Raw genomic sequence first — 22,999 nt, 5'->3', positions numbered from 1 at the left:
ACGCATTTTTTTATGCTTATGGAAAACTCAACTTCACTTGACATCAGAACTGAATTTGTAAACGTAATTTTATTTGGTTCAACTATTGCACCTGAAATAACAAAAAGTATTAATACTTCAGCTGAATTTAATCATATACTCCAGTTAAAGTATGACAGTGAAAGAGAGCAATTACTTTACCCCATTTGCTCTAGTTTTTTAAAGGATTTAGACTATGATGGAAGATTATCATTAATTGATTTAATGACCTCTGATGGGATGTATTGTAAATTTATTTTTGCTTGGTATTTACTTTCAAAAAATCATTTAATAAAATCATTTGAAGATGCTGAATACTATGTAACTAAAGACTTATTAGAATTTAAGATTGAAGGTAAAATTAACGATAGTGTAATTCAATTTTTTAAAATAATTCTTGATCGATTATCTTTATTCAAATTTAAAATTCCAGGCAAAATCAATAATAGCGAGTATTTGAGAATAACTTCTAAAATAAACAATTGTGATATCGAAAATTATTTCCTTTAGAAGATATTTTTATTTATCTTTGAAACACTGGAGCTGGGTATAGTCTTGGCGGAGAGAGTAACTTCGGTGAAACCGACCAAAAAGTGAGATCAGACAGAAAAAAGACTTGAGTTAATCAAGTCTTTTTTTGTTAGAAATATTTATCGTTTTAAATCATCATCTAAAATTGAAACTAAGTATTCTAAATAGTAATCTAATTTATCAATGTCTAAATTAGAAAGTCTCCCAGTTTCATTATGCTTTTTAGTAATTTGATTTATATTAACTCCAATTTTATTGATTGCAAATACAAATCGCGGATCCTTATTTGTATTTATTGTTATGTTTTTCTTTTTAAATGTTTTGATAAAAACATCTCTAATTACATCTGATTTATTATCTCCAAATTTGCTTAAAAATTGAAACTCTTCTTCAGTAAATCTGACTGTAACTTTTCTATTTCTGATTTCCGAAGGTTTTGATTTTGGTCTTCCTCCGTTATTTTTTTTGTAACTCATTTACACTAGAAATTTTATTTATATCTTAAAAAAATTATCGAGTTTACGAAGATAATTTCAAGGGTTATTGTCCGACAATAACATACCTTGCTATTTTCATTTGAAAACAATTTTATTTTCTTTTTAATACCCAATCATTAAGGTCTTTATATTCTGAATATAAACTGCTTTTGTCAATCGCATTTTGATGTTTTGAAAGGATTTGGTTTGTACAATTTTTGCCAGCAGCATCATTATCTAAATAAAGTTCAATCAAATTATATTTATCTAAAATGACATCACATTTATTAATTAAAGCAATGGAATTTAGAATTAAAAAGTCGCAATTTTGATTGTGAAAAACACTATTAAGATTTTTATAGGATAGGTAATCTATAAAACCTTCAAACACACAAATTGTATTTGAATTATTTTCAATTAAGGTTATGTCTTTTCTCCCGATGCAAATTTTAGTGTATTTGGAGCGTAACTCATAACCCAAACTTCTGTTCTGAAAACCAATAGCGAAATAGTTTTTTCCTTTAAGCTCATAATGAATTTCTTTTAAATGAGATTCTCCAGTAAATGAGTGAATATTTCTAGCTTTTAAATATTGTAAAAGAGCATAATGTTGAATTTGAATAGCCTTTGTTATTTTAGTATTGTTCACATTTTCAGTCAACTTTGGAGACGAGTGAAAAGAAAATGAACCATTTTCTAGTTTTTGTATGGCTTCATAAGCGGTTAATGAATTCAATCTCATCATCAAATCAATTACATTTCCTCCATGACCAATTCCGAAGTCATACCAACAATTTTTTTCTAAAGATACTTTGAAAGAAGGCTCGGATTCGGAACGAAAAGGGGAGAGGAACCAAACCTCTTTTTCAGATTGTTTTTTTGGTGCATGACCGGACTTTTTTAGAGCATCAATAATCGAGATTTTTCGAGCTTTTTCGAAGGTTATTTTTTTTTCTTTCATCGGGAAAAATTTTTTTTTCGTCTAACTTGTTAAATAATTATAGGTTAACCTATTGTAAGGGCGTGTCAAGTGTTGATTTTACTGGTGTTAAGAGATGTAAATCACACAAATTGACTAAGTTTTTATTTTCAAATCACACAAAATGACTAAACAAATCACACAAAATGACTAAATAGAACAGCTTCTATCACTTATATTTAGTTAAGTGTGATTTTGGTATTTCAAGTTCAGGCAAAATCACATTAATTAATAAGCTAAATATGTCTTTTTTAGTTTTAAGTCCAGATGTAAGTTCGTCATCTAACCTTTGGAAACGATAAAATGCTTTCTCTAGGTTGTTCTGTTGTACTAGAATTTCGGTATAGTCTAATGCTTTGGTGTCTTTATAATTAGGGAAATAGATATTTAAGAAGCTATAAACGTATATGTAGTGCCTTTCTTTAACGCCTGAGAAGCCGCTTTTGTTTCTATAATTCCCATGAATTTTTATCGAGATTCTCTCGTATTTTTTATTTGATTTTATCAATGAATAAGTGAAAAATAAATCTGCTTTTTCTTTTAATTCACTAATTGAATCATCAAGTACTCTTTGTCGAAAATGCGCTATTTGTTTGTATTTATTCTCTATTGATAAATACACTTTTAAATCTTCTATTGAACAATTGTAGCCACCTTTATCTTCCCAACGACAACAGAGTTCATATAGAGCTTTAGAATAGATTGAACTAAGTCCAATAGCGATTGTCTTTTGAATTGGTGTAAAACCACCTCCTAAATAGCAAAAAAACCTGCAAGCTTGTGACGGAACAATAAATGAAATGTATTGAGAATTTCTAATGTACTTTATACCACTTATTAGCGAAGTAATATTTTCTTGGATCTGGTGTGATTTTCCATTTATTCCCGGAATATTTATATGATACTCAACTTGCTTTGAAGCTAATGATTTTACGGAATCCTTAATCCTTTGATAATTATTATTCTTCTCAATTTTCTTAAGCTCAATTGTTATTTCTTGCTCCGAATATTCCATATTGACATCTAAACTTTGCGATTTTGATAACTCGTCAATAATGAAATAAATGATGTTATATTCAATAGTTGACAATGTAAATCGCGCAGTTGAAATGTGATTGGGTTTTCTTATGTAAATGGTATTATTCAAAGTCTTTTTTAGCTTGTTACAAATTCAAAATCTAGTAAAACTCGAATGAAAGTATAGAAAGAGTATTCTACACTTTCATTTTACTTCTTGTATGTAGTATATTCGATTGCTTTTTGCTCTATTTGAAAAACAGAGTTTGATTTGTTTTGTAACAACCATTCATCAATTTCTTTCTTTTGGAAGAAAAGTGTTTTACCGTTTGGTTTAGAGTAGGGGATTATACTTTTGTGAACCAACTTGTATATGTAGCTGCGTGAAAATCCTGTATAGTTTATTAAATCTTCAACAGTTAAGATTTGTTTTACACTACTTACTAGTAATGTTTCAAGCTTATTAAGCTTTTCGATAATTACTTCATTTGCGTCCATGTTTTTTTCTTTTTTTAAGATTATATGGACAAATGTCAGGATAGGAAAATAGAAAAACATTAAGGTATTAAGAACCTTAATGTTTTTTTATTTTTTCAAAAATCGAACGGATTATTTTAATGTTTGGCGAATTGTTTTTACTTTGATTGCCTCCACTATAAAGAGTTGAAGCTTTAAATGTTCTATCTTTTGTTTTTATATTACCAGCGTGTTCAATAAAAGTTAAAGGTATTTTTTCATTGAGATCTTCATTAAAACATTCAATAAAAAATTTAATTTCAACATTTGTAATTTTAAAATGAATTACAGAATTGTGGTCTTTCCAGTCTAATTTAAATACTTTTATGAAATCTTCTTTTGAAGTTCTATCAATATCAATAAAATCATATCTATTTAACTCATTATAGATTTCTTCCAACACTTCATTTTTAACTTCAATTTGATAATTACCTTTGATTTTTTTTGAAGACGAATTGTTCTTGATCTGATTATTTTCTATAGAATCATTTGAAAGAGATTTGACCTTATTTTCAATACTATTTAGAAGATTAATGTAATTTTCCTTGTTGTGTTCCAACTCCTCAATTAAATCAGAAATAAACATATCATTTTCAATAAATAAATTATTAGTTCTTTTTAATTGATTTTTTAAAGTAGGAATAATTATTTCTAGAGGATTTAAAAAATGTTCTAATAAGTATTCTTTAGTTATTAAAAGTTTTTTAGTTAAGGTTTCTGTTGAATATTCCTTTGTTCTTAAGAGATTAATAATTAATTCTTGAAAATCTTTTTTACAATTAAATTCTAAATAATATTCTTTATCAGAATTTGAAATATTTCTGTTAGATCTTGTAAAAATATCATCTATGTTATATTGGGATCTTTCCCTTTTTTTTGTAAAATGGCTAAAGTATTCTTTGGTGAATGGATATAGAGGTTTTTCAATAAAAACTTCGCAAAACAAGCTAAAATGCTCAAATTCATTTAACTTTTTTATTTTATTTTTAATTTTTTTATCGGTTGTTTCAGGATTATTATTCATTAATAATTTTCTAATCTTAAAATAATCTTTGTTTTTTTGAAAGTAATTAATAATCATGATATTATATTTTTATTTCTGGAATTAGATTAGCAGCTTCTTTCATTTTTTGATCTACAATCTTAGCGTAAATTGCTGTTGTTCGGATCTCCCGATGGCCAAGACGTTTTGAAACAGTATAAATATCAGCTCCATTTTCAAGTAATAGCACAGCATTAGTATGTCTGGCACTGTGGAAAGTAATGTGTTTTGAAATACCGGCTCTGTTACACCAATGTACAATCTCATTATTGTAAACCGCTCCATATTTTAAACCTTTAAAAACCCTTTCTGAAGGGTGTTGTCTTTCACCTAGTAATTCTCTTGCTTGACTTGATATGTATAAATATTCAACACCATCTGTTTTTTCTTGGCGAAAATTTATTCTACTAATTCCATTGTCTTCATCTCTAATTTCTCTCCAGTTTAAAGTATTGATATCAGACCAACGTAATCCAGTTAAGCAGGAAAAAATAAAAGCATTTTTAAGTACCTGGTATTTACAATTTGTGCTAGCGAGAGCTTGTAATTCTTGATAGGTTAAATATTCTCTTTGACTTTCAGCTTGCTCAAAAGATTTGATCTTTGAAGCATAATTGATAGATAGATAGCCTTCATCAAAAGCAGCTCTCAAGCATGCTTTAAATTTATTCAGATAGGAGTATTTTGAATTAAGGGAAAGAGGTAAATTACTTTTAGTTTTTGCTTCCTTGTCAAAATAGTTACGAACCATTTTCACAAATTCTTCATCAATCTCTTCAAATAGTAAATTAGCATTGATACATCTTTTTAAATGTAGAAATGTAGCGGTCCAGTTTCCGTAGTTTTTCGGGGAATCGCTTTTTTCTTCAGTTTTTTCAATAAAAAAATCCAAGAAGCGTCTTTTTGATTTTGAAGTATTTTTAATATCAAACTTACCCTGAAAGAATTCAGCTTTTCTTATAGATAGAATTTGCTCCGCTAAAAGTTCAGTTTCTTTGTTCTCTTTCTTTTCAGCAGCAGTAAGTGGATTTTGATGAAGATATAGTTTTAAATACTCAAAGTCTCTTAAATGAATTCTTTTACCGTCTTTATCTAATTGTGAGCCTTTATAATATTCAAGGTAAAGACTGTACTTATCGTTCTTAAGCTTTTTCTTTTTTAAAGTGATTTTCATAGGTGTACATTTTTACACCTTTTTAGTATGAAGGTGTACATGAGATGAAACAAATGTACTAATAAGGTAAATCATAAACAAGTCGAAAGACTTGTAAATACTTGCTAGTCAAGTAAAAGAACAAAAAGTAAATCAAGAGAAAGCGGTTTTATTTCCCGATACAAAAATTAGCAAAAATATTACCTAAAAGTTCATCATTGGTAACTTCCCCAGTAATCTCACCAAAGTAATGTAATGCAGAGCGAATATCAATTGCCATCAAATCAGAAGAAAGTCCCGAATCCAATCCCCATTTCACTTTTTTAATTTCTTCTAGCGCTTTTAATAAAGAGTCGTAATGACGTGTGTTGGTTACGATTGTTTCGTTATTTCTAAGTGCGCCAGTGTTTACTAAAGAAAGTAGTTCAGCTTTTAATGTATCAATGCCTGATTTTTCTTTAGCTGAAATAGTTGCCAATTTAACATTCAATTCTTTTAATTGTTGGCGAATTTGATTCACTTCTGCCTCCGAAATTAAATCGATTTTATTGACTACAACGATAAGTTGTTTTAATGGGTATTTATTTTTTATTTTTTCAATTTCGGTAATGTATTGCGAACCTGAAACTTGAAACTTGGAACTTTCAAACAAATAAATTACTACTTGAGCTTGCTCAATCTTCTCAAATGTCTTCTGAATTCCAATACTCTCAACAACGTCTTTCGTTTCACGAATTCCTGCCGTATCAATAAATCTAAAACCAATTCCGTCAATTACTAATTCATCTTCAATCGTATCACGAGTTGTTCCAGCAATATCAGAAACAATGGCGCGTTCTTCGTTTAATAAAGCGTTTAATAAAGTCGATTTTCCAACATTTGGTTCGCCTACAATGGCCACTGGAATACCGTTTTTAATAACATTACCAACAGCAAACGAATCAATTAATCGTTTCAATACAAATTCAATGCGTTCTAATAAATCATGAAATTGTGTTCTGTCAGCAAATTCAACATCTTCTTCTGCAAAGTCTAATTCTAATTCGATTAGAGAAGCAAAATTCAATAATTCTTCACGAAGTTTAGCAATCTCGTTACTGAAACCACCGCGCATTTGTTGCATCGCAATTTGGTGTGAAGCTTCATTATCCGAAGCAATCAAATCAGCCACCGCTTCGGCTTGCGATAAGTCCAATTTCCCGTTTAAAAAAGCTCGTAAGGTAAATTCACCTGCTTGCGCCATTTTCGCGCCTTTACGAAGTAATAATTGGATGATTTGTTGTTGAATAAAAGTAGAACCATGACACGAGATTTCAATCACGTTTTCACCTGTGTACGAATTCGGACCTTTGAAAATCGAAAGCAATACTTGGTCATAAACTTTGCCATTATCCACAATATGTCCCAAATGAATGGTATGTGTTTTCTGTTTCGTGATATCCTTTCCTGAAACCGATTGAAATACGTCAGCGGCTATCGTAATAGCATCTTTACCAGATAATCGAATAATAGCAATCGCACCCGCTCCAGACGGTGTAGCTAATGCAACTATGGTTTCTTGTGGAATCATGTTCTAAATTTAATCCTGCAAAGATAAATCAAAGTCAGAAGTTAGAAGTTAGAAGTTGGAAGTTTTTTTAGTTACACAAAGTCTCACGAAGTTTAGCACAGAGTTACACCAAGTTTTTCTTTGCGTTCTTTGCAAAAAACTTTGCTTCTTTGCGTTATAAAAAATATTACTTGTTCAAGAGATGCTTGCCAACATGACAAACTAAGTGGATAGGCTATTGTGAACTATGTAAAGTGAAACGTCCGAAGCTTCGGACTAAAATCAACACAAAGCAACTCTATTGTGTCTATGTGTTTAAAAGAAAACTCCCGCTTGAAAATCCGCTTTATTCGTGAGCCAATAAAATAAAATTAAAAAACCACTAAAGCCAAAGCCAAGTGGTTTTTAAGTTAGTTAAGGTTGGTAATAAGATTTTAAGTTAAACTATAAAATCAAATATTGTAAATTAGTTGCTCAACATTACTGGCATTACTAGCATCGTAACGGTTTCGCCTTCGTCTAAGCCGTCTACTGGAGTTAAAATTCCTGCTCTGTTTGGCATCGACATTTCTAATTGGATTTCATCACTTGATAAATTATTCAACATTTCGGTTAAGAAACGTGAGTTAAAACCGATTTGCATATCGTCTCCTTGGTAATCACAAGTCAAACGCTCGTCAGCTTTGTTTGAATAATCGATATCTTCTGCCGAAATATTCAATTCGGTTCCTGCGATTTTTAAACGAATTTGGTGCGTAGTTTTGTTAGCAAAAATAGCTACACGACGAACCGAGTTTAAAAACTGAACTCTGTTGATTAATAATTTGTTTGGATTTTCTTTTGGAATAACCGCCTCATAGTTTGGATATTTTCCATCGATCAAACGACAAGTTAATACATAATTCTCGAAAGAGAACGTTGCATTAGAATCATTGTATTCGATAGCTACTTCTGCGTCAGATGCTGCTAAAATTCCTTTTAAAATGTTTAAAGGTTTCTTTGGCATAATAAAATCAGCTACTTGTGATGCTTTTACATCGGTACGAGCATATTTTACTAATTTGTGAGCGTCTGTTGCTACGAAAATTAATCCTTCTGGTGAAAATTGGAAGAATACACCACTCATTACAGGGCGTAAATCATCGTTTCCAGCAGCAAAAATAGTTTTACTTACTGCAGTTGCTAATACTTCAGCAGGAACTAATGTTTTTGAAGGATCATCTAAAACTACTGCTTTAGGGAATTCTTCTCCTGGTGCATAAGCAATCGCATATTTACCCGAGTTTGAGCTAATTTCTACAGTTGAATTATCCTCAACAGTAAACGTTAACGGTTGCTCTGGGAAGGTTTTTAAGATATCTAATAAAAGTTTCGCTGGAATAGCAACACTTCCTTGACTTGTAGAATCAATTTCTAACGTAGCCGTCATTGTTGTTTCTAAATCAGAAGCTGAAACTTTTAATTGGTTGTTGTCTAATTCAAAAAGGAAATTATCAAGGATAGGTAAGGTGTTACTACTGTTGATAACACTTCCTAAAACTTGTAATTGTTTTAATAAATACGAACTCGATACTATAAACTTCATCATCTTGTATTTTAAAATCGTGATTTGATTTTATATTTCACAAATATATTCTAATTCTGTTCAACCGCAAAAACAATTTTATTAACAACTAGCGGCTGTATTTTCTTTTGCGTAAGAAAGTAAATAAAAATCCAAAGATTGCTAAAACAACTATTGGTAATCCGACAGTTACCATTTGTGCGGTTGTGTAATTTTTATATACTTCTTCTTTGTTCAAAAGTGGTAAATCAACATCTTTACTTCGGATGTTAATAAGTCCGTTATCGTCTAAAAGGTAATTTACGCAGTTCATTAAGAACTCTTTGTTACCATATAATTGATTCGTCCACTTGTCAAAACCTAATTCTAATGGAACGCCTTTGTCTAACTGGTTTTTAATTACATCACCATCCGAAATTACAATCATTTTATTGTCTTTTCCAGTAGCTAGGAATGAATTGTCTTTAAAAGGTAATACTCGGTTTTGATACATCGAATTGAATTTTCCTTCCATTAAAACCGCTACAGGCAATAATCCTTTTCCTAAATATTCTTCTTCTGTAGTTTCTTCTGTAACCATGTCTAATGAGATAGGGCTTGGTGTTCCAACGGTTTTAGAATATTCAGACGAACTCAATAAAACGGTTTTCTTAATGTCGTTTTTCAGGATTTCGATTGGAGAAGTAAATTCAAACTTAATCCCTTCCATGTTTTTCACAATTGGATGTGTTGAAGTTGGATAAACAAAAGGTGAAAATTTCCAACGATATTCTTGCATTTGGGTTTCACTTCCTCGATTTCCTGTTGCTAATTTAATTGGCGTTGCATATTCGTCTTTTACCAACAACGGATTAATTCTAATTCCGTATTTAAAGAACATATCGGTTAAGTTCAATTCGCGTTGTGCGGCTAAAATCGTACCGGTTTCGTTGTATAAACTGTCCATATCAGCTGAAACGGCATCAACTAACCACAAGGTTTTTCCACCATTCATAATGAACTGGTCTAACACTTGTTTTTCTTCTTCTGTGAAAGCTTCTGTTGGTTTTGCAATTACGGCTAAATCATATTTTTTAAGCGCTTCTAAAGTCTGAGTAGGTTGTTTTGCTACCGAATCCAATGTAAAAGGTCCAATGTAATAACTTTCTTTAACCGTTCTTAAGAAATCGGCCATGAAAGGTTCAATTAACTCGCCATTCCCTTTGATTACGGCAATTTTCTTTTGTTTTTCTTTCGAAATTTTATTGATAGCTTCTGCAAAACCAAATTCCAAATGCTGTACTGAACTAATTACTTTTTGCTCGGTTGAAGCTCCCATTAAGTTTTTCAATAAAGCCACTTTCGTGAATTTATCACCATATGTTGCTTGCGCCCAAGGAAAAACAACTTCTTGCGATTGCTTTCCTTTGTCTTCCACGGTGATGCTTAGCGGTTGCATGCCTTTCGCGTAGAATTCTTTCATTTTTTCTACTCGCGTTTCCTCTTTTTCAATCGGATTTTTGAAGTTGAAAATAATGTTCGAATTATAAGCCGTGAATTCTTCTAAAAGTTGTTTGGTTTCGTTTTGTAAACGTTTAAATTCTGGTGGAAAGTTGCCTTCTAAATACACTTCAATGTATAACGGACTATCCACACTTTCAATAATGTTTAAAGTCGTTTCCGATAAAGTATAGCGTTTGTCTTGCGTTAAATCGAAACGTTTGAAAAAGAAGTTGCTAATTAAATTGATAACGATGATTGCTAAAAATACAATTCCTAATCGCTTTAAAGCCTTTGATTTGTTCTCCTTCATTACCATTTCAAAGATTTAAGTTGATAAACCGTTGCCGATAAAAATAAAAACGTAACACTCACAAAGTACACAATATCACGTGTGTCTAACACACCGCGACTCATACTTTTAAAGTGATAATCCATTCCTAAAGCAGCAAACATCGAACTATAATTTCCAAGGAAAGAAGCAATGCCATCAAATCCGAAATAGAAAAAGAAACAACAAAAAACCGCAATTATAAATGCTACAATTTGATTGTCTGATAAAGTAGAAGCAAAAATTCCAATTGCCGTGTAAGCCGCAATCAAGAACAACAATCCGAAATACGAACCAAGTGTACTTCCCATATCAATATTGCCTTGCGGATTTCCAAAATGCGAAATCGTCAATACATAAATAATCGTTGGAACAATCGCTAAAATGATTAAAATTAACGCACCTAAGAATTTTCCGTTTACGATGTCCCAATTAGAAAGCGGTTTGGTAAACAACAATTCAATCGTTCCTTGTTTTTTCTCATCCGAAAAACTGCGCATGGTTACAGCAGGAATTAAGAAAATTAAAATCCATGGTGCCAATTTGAAGAACGGACTCATATCGGCAAAACCCGAGTTTAATATGTTGAATTCGCCTTCAAAAACCCAAAGAAATAATCCGTTGAGTAAAAGAAAAATCCCGATGACTAAATATCCAATCGGCGAACCAAAAAAGGATTTTATTTCTCGTAATAATAATGCTTTCATTTTTTATTTGTTGTTTCAGGTTTCAAGTTTCAAGTTTTTTAACTCTCAACTCCAACTTCTAATTTCTGAATTCTAATTTCTAATTTAATGTTACCAATCTATCCACACTCCAAGCTTCAGGTTTATCGCTAAATAAAGTTTTTGTGTAGGTCCAAACGCCATCAAACAAAGCTGATTTTCTGTAATTTTCTAACGCTTCTTCGTTTTCCCAATAACTATAAGTGAAGAAAATACGTTTGTCGTTTTTGTCTTGATACAATTCTAAGAAACGGTTTCCTTCGAAGTTTCGTATGTGGTGTTTCACTTCTTCAAAATTATTTAAAAAAGCTTCGATTTTATCTTCGTGAAAACGCATTTTTACAATTCTTATGAACATATTTTTATTTGAATTTAATGGATACCGTATCTCTAAAATGCAATCCTAATAAGGTGGCTGCCGAACCTACCGTTTTTGGATTACTCTTATATATCGCAATTTCTAAATAACCGTTTTCATTGAATAACGCCAAGAAATCACCTTCTAAATCTTTCAATTGTTTCACATCAGAAACCGGAAAATCGGAGTAGTTTTTGTGCAAACGACTGAACTTCTTATTTTTGATTACGATTTCGAACTTTCTGCCTCTGATGGTTTCGTTAAATTGTTTGTGCGAAATATTAGTAACGCAATTTCCAAACGAATCGATATACACAATTTGACCTTTAATTTCGTTTAAATTATCGGAAATAGAAGAAGTCAAAACGTTTACCGGTTTCAATGATTGAATTTCCTTACCAATTACATTCAACAAACCACCTCGGGCAATATGACATGCAACTGCTACGAAAACATCCATATCGCTAGCATTAATATTCAATCGATCGTGGATGGTAATGGCTACAATTTTCTGTGGAATTTTTTTCTGAATCAAAGAGTTTAAAATTCCATTATCGGCACAAATGAAATAATGATCGTCCCATTGCATCGCAATATGTTGGGTATCGCCCACACGTTCACTGTCAACACCAATAATGTGAATCGTGCCTTTTGGAAAGTTATGATAAGCGGCTTCAATACAGTAACTCGCTTCTAATGTGTTGAATAAGTCAATCTCGTGCGAAATGTCTACAATAACCGCTTCTTGGTGTTCCGACAAAATTTTGCCTTTCAAAGCACCTACGAAGTAGTCTTTGTGTCCAAAGTCGGTAGTTAAAGTAATTATTGACATTTTTTTGTTTATAACTTATTTGAAATCCAACAGTAGTTTTTACTAAATTTGATTGCAAAGCTACTATAATTTTAGCGTTTCAAAAATAATTAAAAAAAGAAAGCCTTTGAACGAAAGAATCATTGAATTAGTCGACATTGCTCCAAAAGAATTTTGGGGTGCGCAAGATGCTCATCTTGAAACCATTAAGAAGTATTATCCAAAACTTAAAATCGTAGCACGAGGAACTACTCTTAAAGCGTATGGTGAGCCTGAAATCTTGGATGAGTTTGAAAATCGCTTCAAAAGATTGATGCATCATTTTACGCGTTACAACAGTATTGATGATAATGTTATTTTGAGGGTTTTAGAAACGAGTCATCAACATGATGCCGAACACATGCACGATCGCGATAAGATTTTAGTGCATGGTGTAGGAGGAAAGTTAATCAAAGCCATGACGCCCAACCAACAAAAATTGGTGGATTATGTACATAAAAACGACATGGTTTTCGCTATCGGTCCAGCCGGAACAGGAAAAACGTATACCGGAGTTGCCATGGCAGTAAAAGCATTGAAAGAAAAACAAGTCAAGCGAATCATATTAACACGTCCAGCTGTGGAAGCAGGGGAGAACTTAGGTTTTCTTCCTGGTGATATGAAGGAAAAGTTAGACCCATACATGCAACCGTTGTATGATGCGTTGCGCGATATGTTGCCACCACAAACTTTAGAAGATTACATTTTAAAAGGCATCATTCAAATTGCACCATTAGCGTTTATGCGTGGACGAACGTTAGATAACGCTTTCGTAATCTTAGATGAAGCGCAAAATACCACGCACTCCCAAATGAAAATGTTCTTAACCCGTATGGGAAAAAACGCCAAATTCATCATCACGGGCGACCCAGGTCAGGTGGATTTACCACGAAGAACGATTTCAGGATTGAAAGAAGCTATTTTGGTTTTGAAAGATGTTGAAGGCATCGGAATCATTTACTTAGATGACAAAGATATCGTACGTCACCGTTTAGTGAAGAAAATTATTGATGCGTATAAGAGTATTGAGAATAATGATTAGATAAGTGTTCTAAAAATAGTTTATATTTAAAGGGGTCGAATTCGTCCCCTTTTTTATTGGAAGTAAGTATTTATATCTGATTTAAAATATTAAAAACTTTGATTTTATGATTGATTTCAGCATCCCATAAACGTTAAAAAAATCTTATAATTCCACTTTTTAAAAAATAAAACCCCGCTTTTACTCGTTTCAATTGTAAACCCTAAAATTTACAAGTATGAAAAAAGTAGTTTTGTTTTTAGCCACGTTATGTTATGGTTTAAGTTATGGTCAAGAAATTCCAAAAATGGATATCACACCAAGGAATTCTTGGTTTAAAGCAGGATTAACTGCTGGTGTACCAATGGGAGACGCAAAAGATATTTCGTCTTTTAATGTGGGAGTTGACGTAAGAGGGCAATATTTGTTTAATCCGCATTTTGGAATTGGTATTGCTTCTGGATACAATCATTTTTTTGGTAAAGATGATGTGGATGATTTTGGTGTGGTTCCGTTAGCAGGTTTCGCTAGATATTATTTTCAAACTGAAGGTGTATTTATTGGTACCGATTTAGGTTACGGATTCTTAACTAACGTTGATAATGCAGGTGGTTTGTATTTTAATCCCCAAATTGGATATCACAATAGAAAATGGAATATCTACGGCTATTACCAAAATACTTTTGCCGAAGACATTAACATTCGTTCTTTAGGAGTTGGGGTAACGTATAACATCATGTTCAAATAAATTTTCGTGATGATAAATTTTCGTCACATCGAGTGATTTTTTTCCGACACTTCGGAAGAAAATCGTATCGAGACAAGAAAATTGGAGTCAAAAACTATTCTCGATTTTCGTCACTTCGAGTGCATAGCGTATCGAGAAGTTTTGTTTTGCTTTACTCCACAAAAAACACTCGAACTGACGTTTTTGTAAATTACTCCGAAAGAATTTAAATATCTTTAAAATAACAAAGAGAAGTTCAAAAGAGCTTCTCTTTTTTTATGAAATCATTTTTTGAAAGAAAATAAATAGTTTACTTTTGCACCACACAAACAACAACACAACATAATGAATACAATTACGACTACCAATTTCAATTTTCCAGGTCAAAAGTCGGTGTACCGTGGAAAAGTTAGAGAAGTTTACAATATCAATGATGAATTATTAGTGATGGTTGCTACCGACCGTCTTTCTGCATTTGATGTGGTTTTACCAAAAGGAATTCCTTATAAAGGTCAAATCCTTAATCAAATCGCTACTAAATTCATGGAATTAACTGCTGATATCGTACCCAATTGGTTAGTAGCCACTCCAGATCCAAACGTAGCGGTTGGACATTTATGCGAGCCTTTTAAAGTGGAAATGGTAATTCGCGGGTATTTATCAGGACATGCAGCGCGTGAATATGCAGCAGGAAGAAGAGTTCTTTGCGGTGTGGAAATGCCAGAAGGTTTAAAAGAAAACGATAAATTCCCAACACCCATCATCACGCCAACAACGAAAGCAGATAACGGTTCGCACGACGAAGACATTTCGCGCGAAGCTATTTTAGCCAACGGAATTGTAACCGAAGAAGATTACTTAACCTTAGAAAAGTATACTAGAGCCTTATACCAAAGAGGAACTGAAATTGCAGCATCTCGCGGTTTAATCTTAGTAGATACGAAATACGAATTCGGGAAAACAAAAGACGGACAAATTGTATTAATCGATGAAATCCACACGCCTGATTCTTCGCGTTATTTCTACGCAGAAGGATATGCTGAAAGACAAGCAAATGGCGAAGAACAAAAACAATTATCAAAAGAGTTCGTTCGTCGTTGGTTAATTGAAAATGGTTTCCAAGGAAAAGAAGGCCAACAAATTCCAAACATGACCGACGAATACATCGAAACGGTTTCAGAACGTTACATTGAGTTATTCGAAAACATCATTGGAGAGAAATTCGTAAAAGCGGATATTTCGAACATCAATGAAAGAATTGAGAAGAATGTTTTGAATTATTTACAAAATAGATAAGCAATCATACATTAAAAGTAAAAGTCGGTAGTTCACCGACTTTTTTTTATCCCATTCGTTAAAGTTTTGTTAGAATTGTAGTACAGCTGTAACGATATACTGATGGGTTCGTCCTATTCATATCAATCATTAAAAATCAATCATCATGAAAAAAACGAACAGATTTTGGGTAATTCTACCCGCAGTAGCCATGTTGTTTACCAGTGCATTACAAGCAAGTGAAAGTACAACAACTAACACAGCACCAGTTGCCGTTGCGAAATTAACTCCTTCACAATTAAATTTAGCCATTAGTAAAGGCGATTTAGCCAAAGTGAAACAATTAGTGGAAATAGGAGTAGACGTTAACAAAAAAGACGAACGTGGCATAACACCCTTAATGTATGCTATCTTATTCAAGCAAACCGAAATTGTTTCTTACCTAATTAGAAACGGTGCCGATTACAGAGCCGAAGACGCAAAAGGAAATACGATTTCTGATTACGCCGAGAAATCAAAATCAGAAGAAATTATAAAACTGGTCAACGACGCTCGTAGAAGAAGATAAGAGAAAATCCCGCGAAAGCGGGATTTTTTGTGTTTTAATTTTCAGGTGAAAGGATTTTCGTGAAATTGGTGTCAAATCTCTTTTAATATCAATTTTCATTCAAAGTCATCTTCATTCGGTTCCGGTTCGTCACTAAAATCATAATCAAATGTATTAATTGCTTTTGCACCAGTTATTTTTACATCTTCAAGATTGAATGTTCCTTGAGGATATTCATAAACTTGATAATCAAACTCAATTTCATTACCACAATTATCACAATCGAAAGTCATTTCCCAACTGTAACCATTTTCTGGTCCCATTTGTCTTTCACTTCCACCTGTGGCTTCAAAATCTGCTTCTTCTGAATCGAAATCTGTTTGTTTTCCACACTTGTGACAAACAATTGAAAAAGTACCATTTACAAAACTCATAATTTTTTAAATTTTAATTGTTATTATTTGGTTTAAGATATAAGTGTTTAATGCTTTCTTATAATGTTTTACGTTAAGGTATTGTTGAAGTGATTACTTATTGTCAAGCTGTCCATTTTACTCCTCAATTATTCTCTTTATTTTTTCGTAAATAGATTTTTCATAATTATCAAAACTATTCATCACAGATTTCCTTTCAGTATTATTTTTCGCATCGTAATAGTCTATAATTTTTTGTGGCACGCCATAGTCACTTGCAATTCTTGCTTCGGGGGTGAATGCATTGTATTCAAGTTTTATTAATAATTTATCGATGCCTGTAATTGTGTCAAAATCTTGCTTTAAATGCTGTGAAACTCTGAACTTGTACATCAAATTAAAAACTCCTAGATATTTTACGAGTTGGTATTTAAACGTGTTGAAAATCAAAGTCGAGCTTAGTCGCATAGCTGAATTAACAGCATTTTCAGTTAGTCTGTTAATATCAATCTTTTTATTTTTTTGTTCTGCTTCTTTAACTTTTTCTCTAACGCTATTCATCAACCTTTCGTAATTATAATCGTAAACTCCAGAAAATCCATTATATAGGTAACTCAAAAGAGATGCTGTTAATATTGATGACTCAACACCATCTTTATCTTTGTATTTTCTGTCGATTAAAAAGTATAAGAATTTATTTTCCGTTGTAAATTCTTTTACCAGTTCTAATATAATTTGGAAGCCTGATTTATCTAAAATTAAAAAGGGTTCGGAGTTGAGTCCAGCTATTAAGTCTCTAATTTTTATTTGTGATTCTTTTGAAAGTTTGTTGATTAGATCATATATTTTAATTTTATCTCTTTTGCTAATTACTTTAAATTGAGAAATAATCTCATCTGGGATACCTCTTTCATTTTGAAGCTTTTTTATTTCTTCTAGCCTTTGTTTGCTCCTATCGTCTAAAAATTGAGAAGGAGTCATTTCATCATCAATTTCTTTTCTGTTGTCAGATGTTTGATAATTTTTATGCTCTATTTGGTTTCCAGTTTGGGTTATTACATCTATAAATTCCTTGTCTAATGATATTACTCTGCCTTTGTAATGTTCCATAAAGCGACCAGCTCTGCCAGCAATATTTTTTGCATCAAATGTTAACAAAGGCTTTCCGTTTTTACCCGCTCCCTTTTCACTTTTATAAACAATCATATTTTTAGCAGTCGTATTAACACCCTCAGTAATTGTTGTGGTTGATGTAAGAATGTTAACTCCTGATTGATGTGTATTGAAAAGGCCAACTATTTCCTTTTGGATATATTTTGGAACTACTCCGTGATGAACGCCAATTCCTTTTTTAAGAGATTTTATTACAACCCAATCGTTATCATATCTACTTTTTAAGTGTTCCAAAAAAGATGAAAAATAATTTGAGTCTATATTTGCTCTGTCATATTCTGTTGCTACTTTTTCAGCATTTGCTTGTGTGTTACAGTAAACTATTACGTTTTCTTCTTTTAGAAGAAGTCGATCAATAATTTCTTGAATCTTGGCCTTTTTGGTTGTTTTTCTACTAAAGTCAAATTCAATTCCATCAATGTTTATTTTCCCCTTTTCTGATTCAATTTCATTTTTACTGACCTTGACTATTTCGTATTGGTTTCTTAAAAGTTTAATAATCTGAAAGTCTGACAAGAATAAGTCAAAAGAAGGATTGTAATTTTGTGATTCAGGCTCAAAAATTTCAATATATGGACCCGCTAAAAGCAAGTCTACATCTGTGAATCTTGACATTCCATAAAATATTGCCATTCTATAGGCAACATCTCTTTCGTTCTCTTTTGCTTCATCGTCAATTATATAGCCGTTATCTATCTTATAAACTTCATCTATAAATATGAAATCAAGTTTTAGGTCTAAATTCGTTTTGTCAAGAAATGATAGGAATCTTTCTGGTGTAAAAATGAAAATATTTGTCTCACCATAATCATTGTCTATATCACTAAGAGTATGTATTTTATATTCTAATTGAAACTTTATTTTTCCTTCTTTGATTTTAGATAAATTCTCAGTCAACAAGGCTATGCTAGGGAAAATGAGCGCAATATTTTTATACTGCATTTTCTTTATTACCTCATAAACTAGGTGTGTCTTGCCAAAAGAAGTTGAAGCTGAAAGGAAAAATCTATTTCTTTGACCTTCAAAAAATAGATTAAGAATTTCCATTTGATACTGATGAAGCTTTGAGTTGTCATCTGTATATAATGAAGATTCATACAATAAAGAGGAAAGGGTATTCAAACCAATATTCTCATCATCTATAGATGAGTTGTATTGGGGATTGAACTTTTCAAGTATATCATAATAATGTGGAACTCCTACTTTATTTGATAAATAAAGTAAAAACCGTTTATCAGAATCATCAAGTTCTTCATCTTTGATAAAGTCAAAAAAGTCACAAACTTTGTCAAGAAAATCATGAGAAGCTAAATTTCCGTCATTGAACGAGTTTAAAGCCTTTACGACATCAAGGGTTCTTTCTTGTCTATCCATTCAATAATTGTTTCTTTTGATTTTTTTACATCTTCAATTGGCATAAGAATAAAAAATATAGAATACTCAATGCTAATCTTGTCAAATTTCAAATGGCTGTAATTATCATTTATATGCTTAATTACAGCTCTAATTGTTTCATTATAGTCGTTCTCAACAGTGTTGAAAGTAACCAAAACAGGATATACCAATTTAATTTGATTATCTCTTAATTCAGCTTCTAATGATTCAATTATGCATTTATCCCATTTGTCGAGTATCTCATATAACTTTGATTCTTTGTCAATTATATTTCCTTTCTTCTGTAGTATTGTTGTGAAATTAGTGTTTACTAAATAATCATCAGAGATAGCCTTTTCAATATTACTGAATACTTTTTCGATGGCGGCTATGCCATCTTCATAAAATTTGGTTTCGCCAAACCACAATTCGATTTCATTTCCTCTTTGTATTAATTGAAAAGAATCATAACCTGTTACTTCTGACTTTTTCTGGATATCATAAAAGTATCCACGAGATACTAAAGTATTTGCATTATATAATTGATTAAGGACTGTGTAAAGCAATGATTCCCCATATATTCCTAATCGTCTTTTGGCAAGGTCAGATGCAGAATGGTTGTACTTAAACTTTGTATTAAAAGCTTTTACGAACATTTTTTGATGGTCGCCATCCAAAAGTTGAAATTCATCATAAGCATAGTAAAGAATACTTTCGTAAATAATTCTGTTCAAATCATCTGTATTTCCACATTTGTAACAGTCGTCATTTAAATCTTTATGTGTTATACAGGTTTTATCGATACCTAAATCTAAGTTTGACAACTTATATTCTAAGATGATTGTATTGTTTATCAGTTGTCTTAAACTATTCTTCATTCACTTAATATATTTATGGGTTGTTGTATTTAAATTTGTTCACAACTAGTTTATAAGTCACATAAAATCAAACTTATTTACCAAATTTTAGATTTAACTTTCTTATAAAGTTAATTCCTCCTGCGATATAACAAAATTCCCACAAATAATTTGCTGTAGTTTTTCTGCAGTTTATGTTAAAATTTCAAAAAAGAGCAAAAAAAAAGTCCTCAAAAAATGAGGACTTTAGGTTTTATAAAAAAACAATTCTCGACTTCGCTCGAACTGACATTTTTATTATTTAAAATAACTAAACGTTTCGTTATTTTCAATTTTCAATAACGTTTCGTAAATCAATTTAATTACATTTTCTACGTCGTCGCGGTGAACCATTTCTACGGTTGTGTGCATATAGCGCAACGGTAACGAAATCAAAGCCGAGGCAACACCGCCATTGCTATATGCAAAAGCATCGGTATCGGTTCCCGTAACGCGAGAAGTCGCATGGCGTTGGAAAGGTATTTTGTTTTCTACTGCTGTGTCCACAATCATTTCACGTAAAATGTTTTGTGTCGCAGGAGCGTAGGCAATCACAGGTCCGCGTCCCATTTTTAAATCACCTTCAATTTTTTTGTCAATCATTGGCGTAGTGGTGTCGTGGCAAACATCGGTTACTATGGCAACGTTGGGTTTAATGCGTTGGGTAATCATTTCGGCACCACGCAAACCAATTTCCTCCTGCACCGAGTTCACAATGTACAATCCGAAAGGTAATTTCTTTTTGTTCTCCTTTAATAAACGCGCTACTTCGGCAATCATAAAACCACCCATGCGGTTATCAATGGCTCTACATACAAATTTATCGTGGTTTAAAATCTCAAAAGTATCTGGATACGTAATCACACAACCCACATGAACGCCTAAAGCTTCAACTTCGGCTTTCGTTGAGCAACCGCAATCGATAAATATGTTTTCAATTTTTGCTGTTTCTTCTGCTTTTCCGCTTCTTCCTCTAGTGTGAATCGCTGGCCAACCAAAAACACCACGCACAATGCCTTTCTTCGTATGAATGTTCACACGCTTCGATGGCGCAATCTGATGATCCGAACCTCCGTTTCTAATCACGTAGATTAATCCGTCATCGGTAATGTAATTCACATACCACGAAATTTCATCGGCATGACCTTCAATCACCACTTTATAAGGCGCATCTGGATTAATAACACCCACCGCACTTCCGTAGGTATCGGTAATAAAAGTATCCACATACGGTTTTAGGTAGTCCATCCAAATTTTTTGCCCTTCCGCTTCATGTCCCGTTGGCGAGGCATTATTCAAATAATTTTCCAAAAAAGTCATCGACGACTTCTTTAATATCGATTTTGTGCTCATGGTAACTATAATTTTTTGCTAAAATAAAAATAAGTAAGTAGAGTTTCACAATATTTCAATATTTTTGGTTTACTTTTTGCAGTAAGTTAAAAAGTTAAAATCAATCATCATGTACAAATCATTATTAAGTAGTTTTTTCTTGTTCATCGCTACTTTCTCGTTCGCCCAAACCGAAACCGATACCTTAAAAATGACGGCACAAGATTCGTCAATTATATATTCTATCGAATTAAAGGAAATTATCTTCACGCCTGATAACGTTTACACCACCGACGAAGACAAAAAAGCCAAGTTAATATTAAAGAGAAGAATCTTTAAAGTCTATCCGTATGCCAAATTAACGGCAGATAAACTAACGCAGTTAAACGCCACCATGGCAAAACTGAAAACCAGTCGCGAAAAAAAGAAATATTTTAAAATCGTAGAAAAGTATTTAGAGGAAGAATTCGAACCCCGTTTAAAAAAGTTATCGCGTAAAGACGGTCAAATCCTAGTCAAACTCATTTATCGTCAAACCGGAAGCACCACTTACGATTTAATCAAAGAATACAAAAGCGGATGGAAAGCCTTTTGGGCTAACTCCACAGCGTATATGTTCGATATCAACCTCAAAACCGAGTACAAACCTTACGACATTAAAGAAGACTATCATATAGAAGGCATCTTAAATGCCGCTTTCAATCAAGGGCAACTAAGCAAACAAGATGCTAAAAAAGCCATAGACTTCGACAAACTAAACGATCACTGGATCAATAAAATCAAAATCCAAAAGCCTCAGCCAAAAGATTAAATTGAGAAGCAGGCATTTCGCACTCCATAAAGACTAATAGTCCCGCTGTCCGCTATATCTTTTACAAACCTGACAGGTTTTCAAAAACCTGTCAGGTTCATAAAAGGATGCTGCTACCATCGGGGCTAGACAAGGTGTATAGTATTCCATATAACCATCCCATTGGCTCGCACCGCGAGCCATCCTTCCTCGCACCTGCGAGTTGTCATTCCGCCGAAGTAGGAATCTCCTGCGCAGCAGGCTACTGCTTAACGAAGTTAAGTCATCACAACTGAATACGTAATTACACTATATATGTATAAAAATTCCCCCTTTGAAGGGGGCTAGGGGGATGTTGCATCTAATTTATTTACCCGCCAACCCACTTTTATGAACTTTACCTATACTATATATAAGTAACAAAACACTTCCATGACTTATATGTTTAACAACCCACTTTTATATAAGTAAAGAATTTTCCTCGCGCCTGCGAGTTGTCATTCCGCCGAAGTAGGAATCTCCTGCGGAGCAGGCTTTTGCTTAACGCAGTTAAGCCATCACAACTGAATACGTAATTACACTATATATGTATAAGAATTCCCCTTTGAAGGGGGGGGTAGGGGGATGTAACCGCAATATTTGAAAACTTCCCCATTCAAAATTCGTTAATCCTCATTCAATATTCAAACACTCTTCTTTTGTGCGCTTAGTGCTTCCCTTGTGTCCTTAGTGGTTAAACCCTAAAAAAAATTATTCTATATTAAATCCTTGTTATCAGAGAGTTAAGAAAAACATGAAAAAAAAGAGGAAAAAAAGATTGCAAAAGGCTTGCGATTAGCGAAAAGATTTCTACTTTTGCACCC

At 32.5% G+C, this 22,999-nt stretch carries 22 protein-coding genes; 6 read left to right on the top strand and 16 right to left on the bottom strand.

The features are described from left to right. Positions 1 to 18 precede the first annotated feature (18 nt). On the top strand, positions 19 to 528 hold the full coding sequence (locus tag V7P59_RS09980) for a hypothetical protein (RefSeq protein WP_333810018.1): 510 nt from the start codon (positions 19 to 21) through the stop codon (positions 526 to 528). Positions 529 to 668: 140 nt separating this feature from the next. Here the strand turns inward: V7P59_RS09980 and mobC are convergent, their stop codons facing one another. The 12 genes from mobC to V7P59_RS09920 all read right to left on the bottom strand — a co-directional run bounded on the left by mobC (position 669) and on the right by V7P59_RS09920 (position 12,570). Continuing rightward, positions 669 to 1,025 (bottom strand): plasmid mobilization relaxosome protein MobC, encoded by a 357-nt coding sequence (gene mobC / locus V7P59_RS09975; protein ID WP_333810017.1) that lies wholly within the window; start codon positions 1,023 to 1,025, stop codon positions 669 to 671. Positions 1,026 to 1,137: 112 nt separating this feature from the next. Then, positions 1,138 to 1,986, bottom strand: coding sequence for a toprim domain-containing protein (locus V7P59_RS09970; RefSeq protein WP_333810016.1), 849 nt, complete (start codon positions 1,984 to 1,986; stop codon positions 1,138 to 1,140). A gap of 187 nt (positions 1,987 to 2,173) precedes the next feature. Next, positions 2,174 to 3,151, bottom strand: a complete 978-nt coding sequence (locus V7P59_RS09965; RefSeq protein WP_333810015.1) for a replication initiation protein — start codon at positions 3,149 to 3,151, stop codon at positions 2,174 to 2,176. 80 nt (positions 3,152 to 3,231) lie between these two features. After that, positions 3,232 to 3,519 carry a helix-turn-helix transcriptional regulator gene (locus V7P59_RS09960; RefSeq protein ID WP_333810014.1) on the bottom strand — a complete coding sequence of 96 codons (288 nt, stop codon included), beginning with the start codon at positions 3,517 to 3,519 and terminating at the stop codon, positions 3,232 to 3,234. A 76-nt stretch (positions 3,520 to 3,595) separates the two neighbouring features. Continuing rightward, positions 3,596 to 4,618 carry a hypothetical protein gene (locus V7P59_RS09955; RefSeq protein WP_333810013.1) on the bottom strand — a complete coding sequence of 341 codons (1,023 nt, stop codon included), beginning with the start codon at positions 4,616 to 4,618 and terminating at the stop codon, positions 3,596 to 3,598. 4 nt (positions 4,619 to 4,622) lie between these two features. Continuing rightward, positions 4,623 to 5,753, bottom strand: coding sequence for a tyrosine-type recombinase/integrase (locus V7P59_RS09950; protein ID WP_333810012.1), 1,131 nt, complete (start codon positions 5,751 to 5,753; stop codon positions 4,623 to 4,625). Positions 5,754 to 5,901: 148 nt separating this feature from the next. Continuing rightward, a complete protein-coding gene (gene mnmE / locus V7P59_RS09945; protein WP_333810011.1) occupies positions 5,902 to 7,302 on the bottom strand; it encodes a tRNA uridine-5-carboxymethylaminomethyl(34) synthesis GTPase MnmE in 1,401 nt (466 codons plus the stop codon). A 445-nt stretch (positions 7,303 to 7,747) separates the two neighbouring features. Further along, positions 7,748 to 8,866, bottom strand: a complete 1,119-nt coding sequence (gene dnaN, locus V7P59_RS09940; protein WP_297868407.1) for a DNA polymerase III subunit beta — start codon at positions 8,864 to 8,866, stop codon at positions 7,748 to 7,750. Between the two features lie 88 nt (positions 8,867 to 8,954). Beyond that, positions 8,955 to 10,637, bottom strand: a complete 1,683-nt coding sequence (gene gldG / locus V7P59_RS09935; RefSeq protein ID WP_442902419.1) for a gliding motility-associated ABC transporter substrate-binding protein GldG — start codon at positions 10,635 to 10,637, stop codon at positions 8,955 to 8,957. Beyond that, positions 10,637 to 11,362: a gliding motility-associated ABC transporter permease subunit GldF gene (gldF, locus tag V7P59_RS09930; protein ID WP_333810009.1), complete on the bottom strand. Its 726-nt coding sequence runs from the start codon at positions 11,360 to 11,362 to the stop codon at positions 10,637 to 10,639. Before gldF ends, gldG begins: the two co-directional genes overlap by 1 nt. Before the next feature lie 79 nt (positions 11,363 to 11,441). Continuing rightward, positions 11,442 to 11,738 carry a putative quinol monooxygenase gene (locus V7P59_RS09925; RefSeq protein WP_297868405.1) on the bottom strand — a complete coding sequence of 99 codons (297 nt, stop codon included), beginning with the start codon at positions 11,736 to 11,738 and terminating at the stop codon, positions 11,442 to 11,444. Between the two features lie 4 nt (positions 11,739 to 11,742). Beyond that, positions 11,743 to 12,570 (bottom strand): SAM hydrolase/SAM-dependent halogenase family protein, encoded by an 828-nt coding sequence (locus tag V7P59_RS09920; RefSeq protein ID WP_333810008.1) that lies wholly within the window; start codon positions 12,568 to 12,570, stop codon positions 11,743 to 11,745. A gap of 106 nt (positions 12,571 to 12,676) precedes the next feature. Here V7P59_RS09920 and V7P59_RS09915 point away from each other — a divergent pair, with 106 nt between their 5' ends. The 4 genes from V7P59_RS09915 to V7P59_RS09900 all read left to right on the top strand — a co-directional run bounded on the left by V7P59_RS09915 (position 12,677) and on the right by V7P59_RS09900 (position 16,179). Next, a complete protein-coding gene (locus tag V7P59_RS09915) occupies positions 12,677 to 13,630 on the top strand; it encodes a PhoH family protein (protein ID WP_333810007.1) in 954 nt (317 codons plus the stop codon). Between the two features lie 217 nt (positions 13,631 to 13,847). Further along, positions 13,848 to 14,357 (top strand): hypothetical protein, encoded by a 510-nt coding sequence (locus tag V7P59_RS09910; protein ID WP_333810006.1) that lies wholly within the window; start codon positions 13,848 to 13,850, stop codon positions 14,355 to 14,357. 324 nt (positions 14,358 to 14,681) lie between these two features. Further along, positions 14,682 to 15,632, top strand: a complete 951-nt coding sequence (locus V7P59_RS09905) for a phosphoribosylaminoimidazolesuccinocarboxamide synthase (RefSeq protein WP_333810005.1) — start codon at positions 14,682 to 14,684, stop codon at positions 15,630 to 15,632. 145 nt (positions 15,633 to 15,777) lie between these two features. Further along, positions 15,778 to 16,179: an ankyrin repeat domain-containing protein gene (locus tag V7P59_RS09900; RefSeq protein WP_333810004.1), complete on the top strand. Its 402-nt coding sequence runs from the start codon at positions 15,778 to 15,780 to the stop codon at positions 16,177 to 16,179. A 95-nt stretch (positions 16,180 to 16,274) separates the two neighbouring features. On the opposite strand, the gene V7P59_RS09895 is transcribed toward V7P59_RS09900, so the two are convergent. The 4 genes from V7P59_RS09895 to V7P59_RS09880 all read right to left on the bottom strand — a co-directional run bounded on the left by V7P59_RS09895 (position 16,275) and on the right by V7P59_RS09880 (position 21,367). After that, positions 16,275 to 16,592: a hypothetical protein gene (locus tag V7P59_RS09895; protein ID WP_333810003.1), complete on the bottom strand. Its 318-nt coding sequence runs from the start codon at positions 16,590 to 16,592 to the stop codon at positions 16,275 to 16,277. Positions 16,593 to 16,709: 117 nt separating this feature from the next. Next, the gene (locus V7P59_RS09890; protein WP_333810002.1) at positions 16,710 to 19,118 is read right to left on the bottom strand and encodes a DEAD/DEAH box helicase; all 2,409 of its coding nucleotides are present in this window, start codon (positions 19,116 to 19,118) and stop codon (positions 16,710 to 16,712) included. Further along, positions 19,085 to 19,996, bottom strand: coding sequence for a Hachiman antiphage defense system protein HamA (locus tag V7P59_RS09885; protein WP_333810001.1), 912 nt, complete (start codon positions 19,994 to 19,996; stop codon positions 19,085 to 19,087). The genes V7P59_RS09890 and V7P59_RS09885 overlap by 34 nt, the downstream gene beginning before the upstream one ends. Positions 19,997 to 20,272: 276 nt before the next feature. Then, entirely contained in the window at positions 20,273 to 21,367 is a 1,095-nt protein-coding gene (locus V7P59_RS09880; protein WP_333810000.1) for a M42 family metallopeptidase, read from the bottom strand. Positions 21,368 to 21,476: 109 nt separating this feature from the next. On the opposite strand from V7P59_RS09880, the gene V7P59_RS09875 reads away from it, so the two are divergent. Continuing rightward, positions 21,477 to 22,157 (top strand): DUF4294 domain-containing protein, encoded by a 681-nt coding sequence (locus tag V7P59_RS09875; protein ID WP_333809999.1) that lies wholly within the window; start codon positions 21,477 to 21,479, stop codon positions 22,155 to 22,157. Positions 22,158 to 22,999: the final 842 nt, after the last annotated feature.

It is taken from the genome of Flavobacterium sp. (genome assembly GCF_036782315.1).
Taxonomy (GTDB): Bacteria; Bacteroidota; Bacteroidia; order Flavobacteriales; family Flavobacteriaceae; genus Flavobacterium.
The sequence above is the reverse complement of the archived record's forward strand: the minus strand, read 5'-3'. Positions and strand labels throughout refer to the sequence as shown.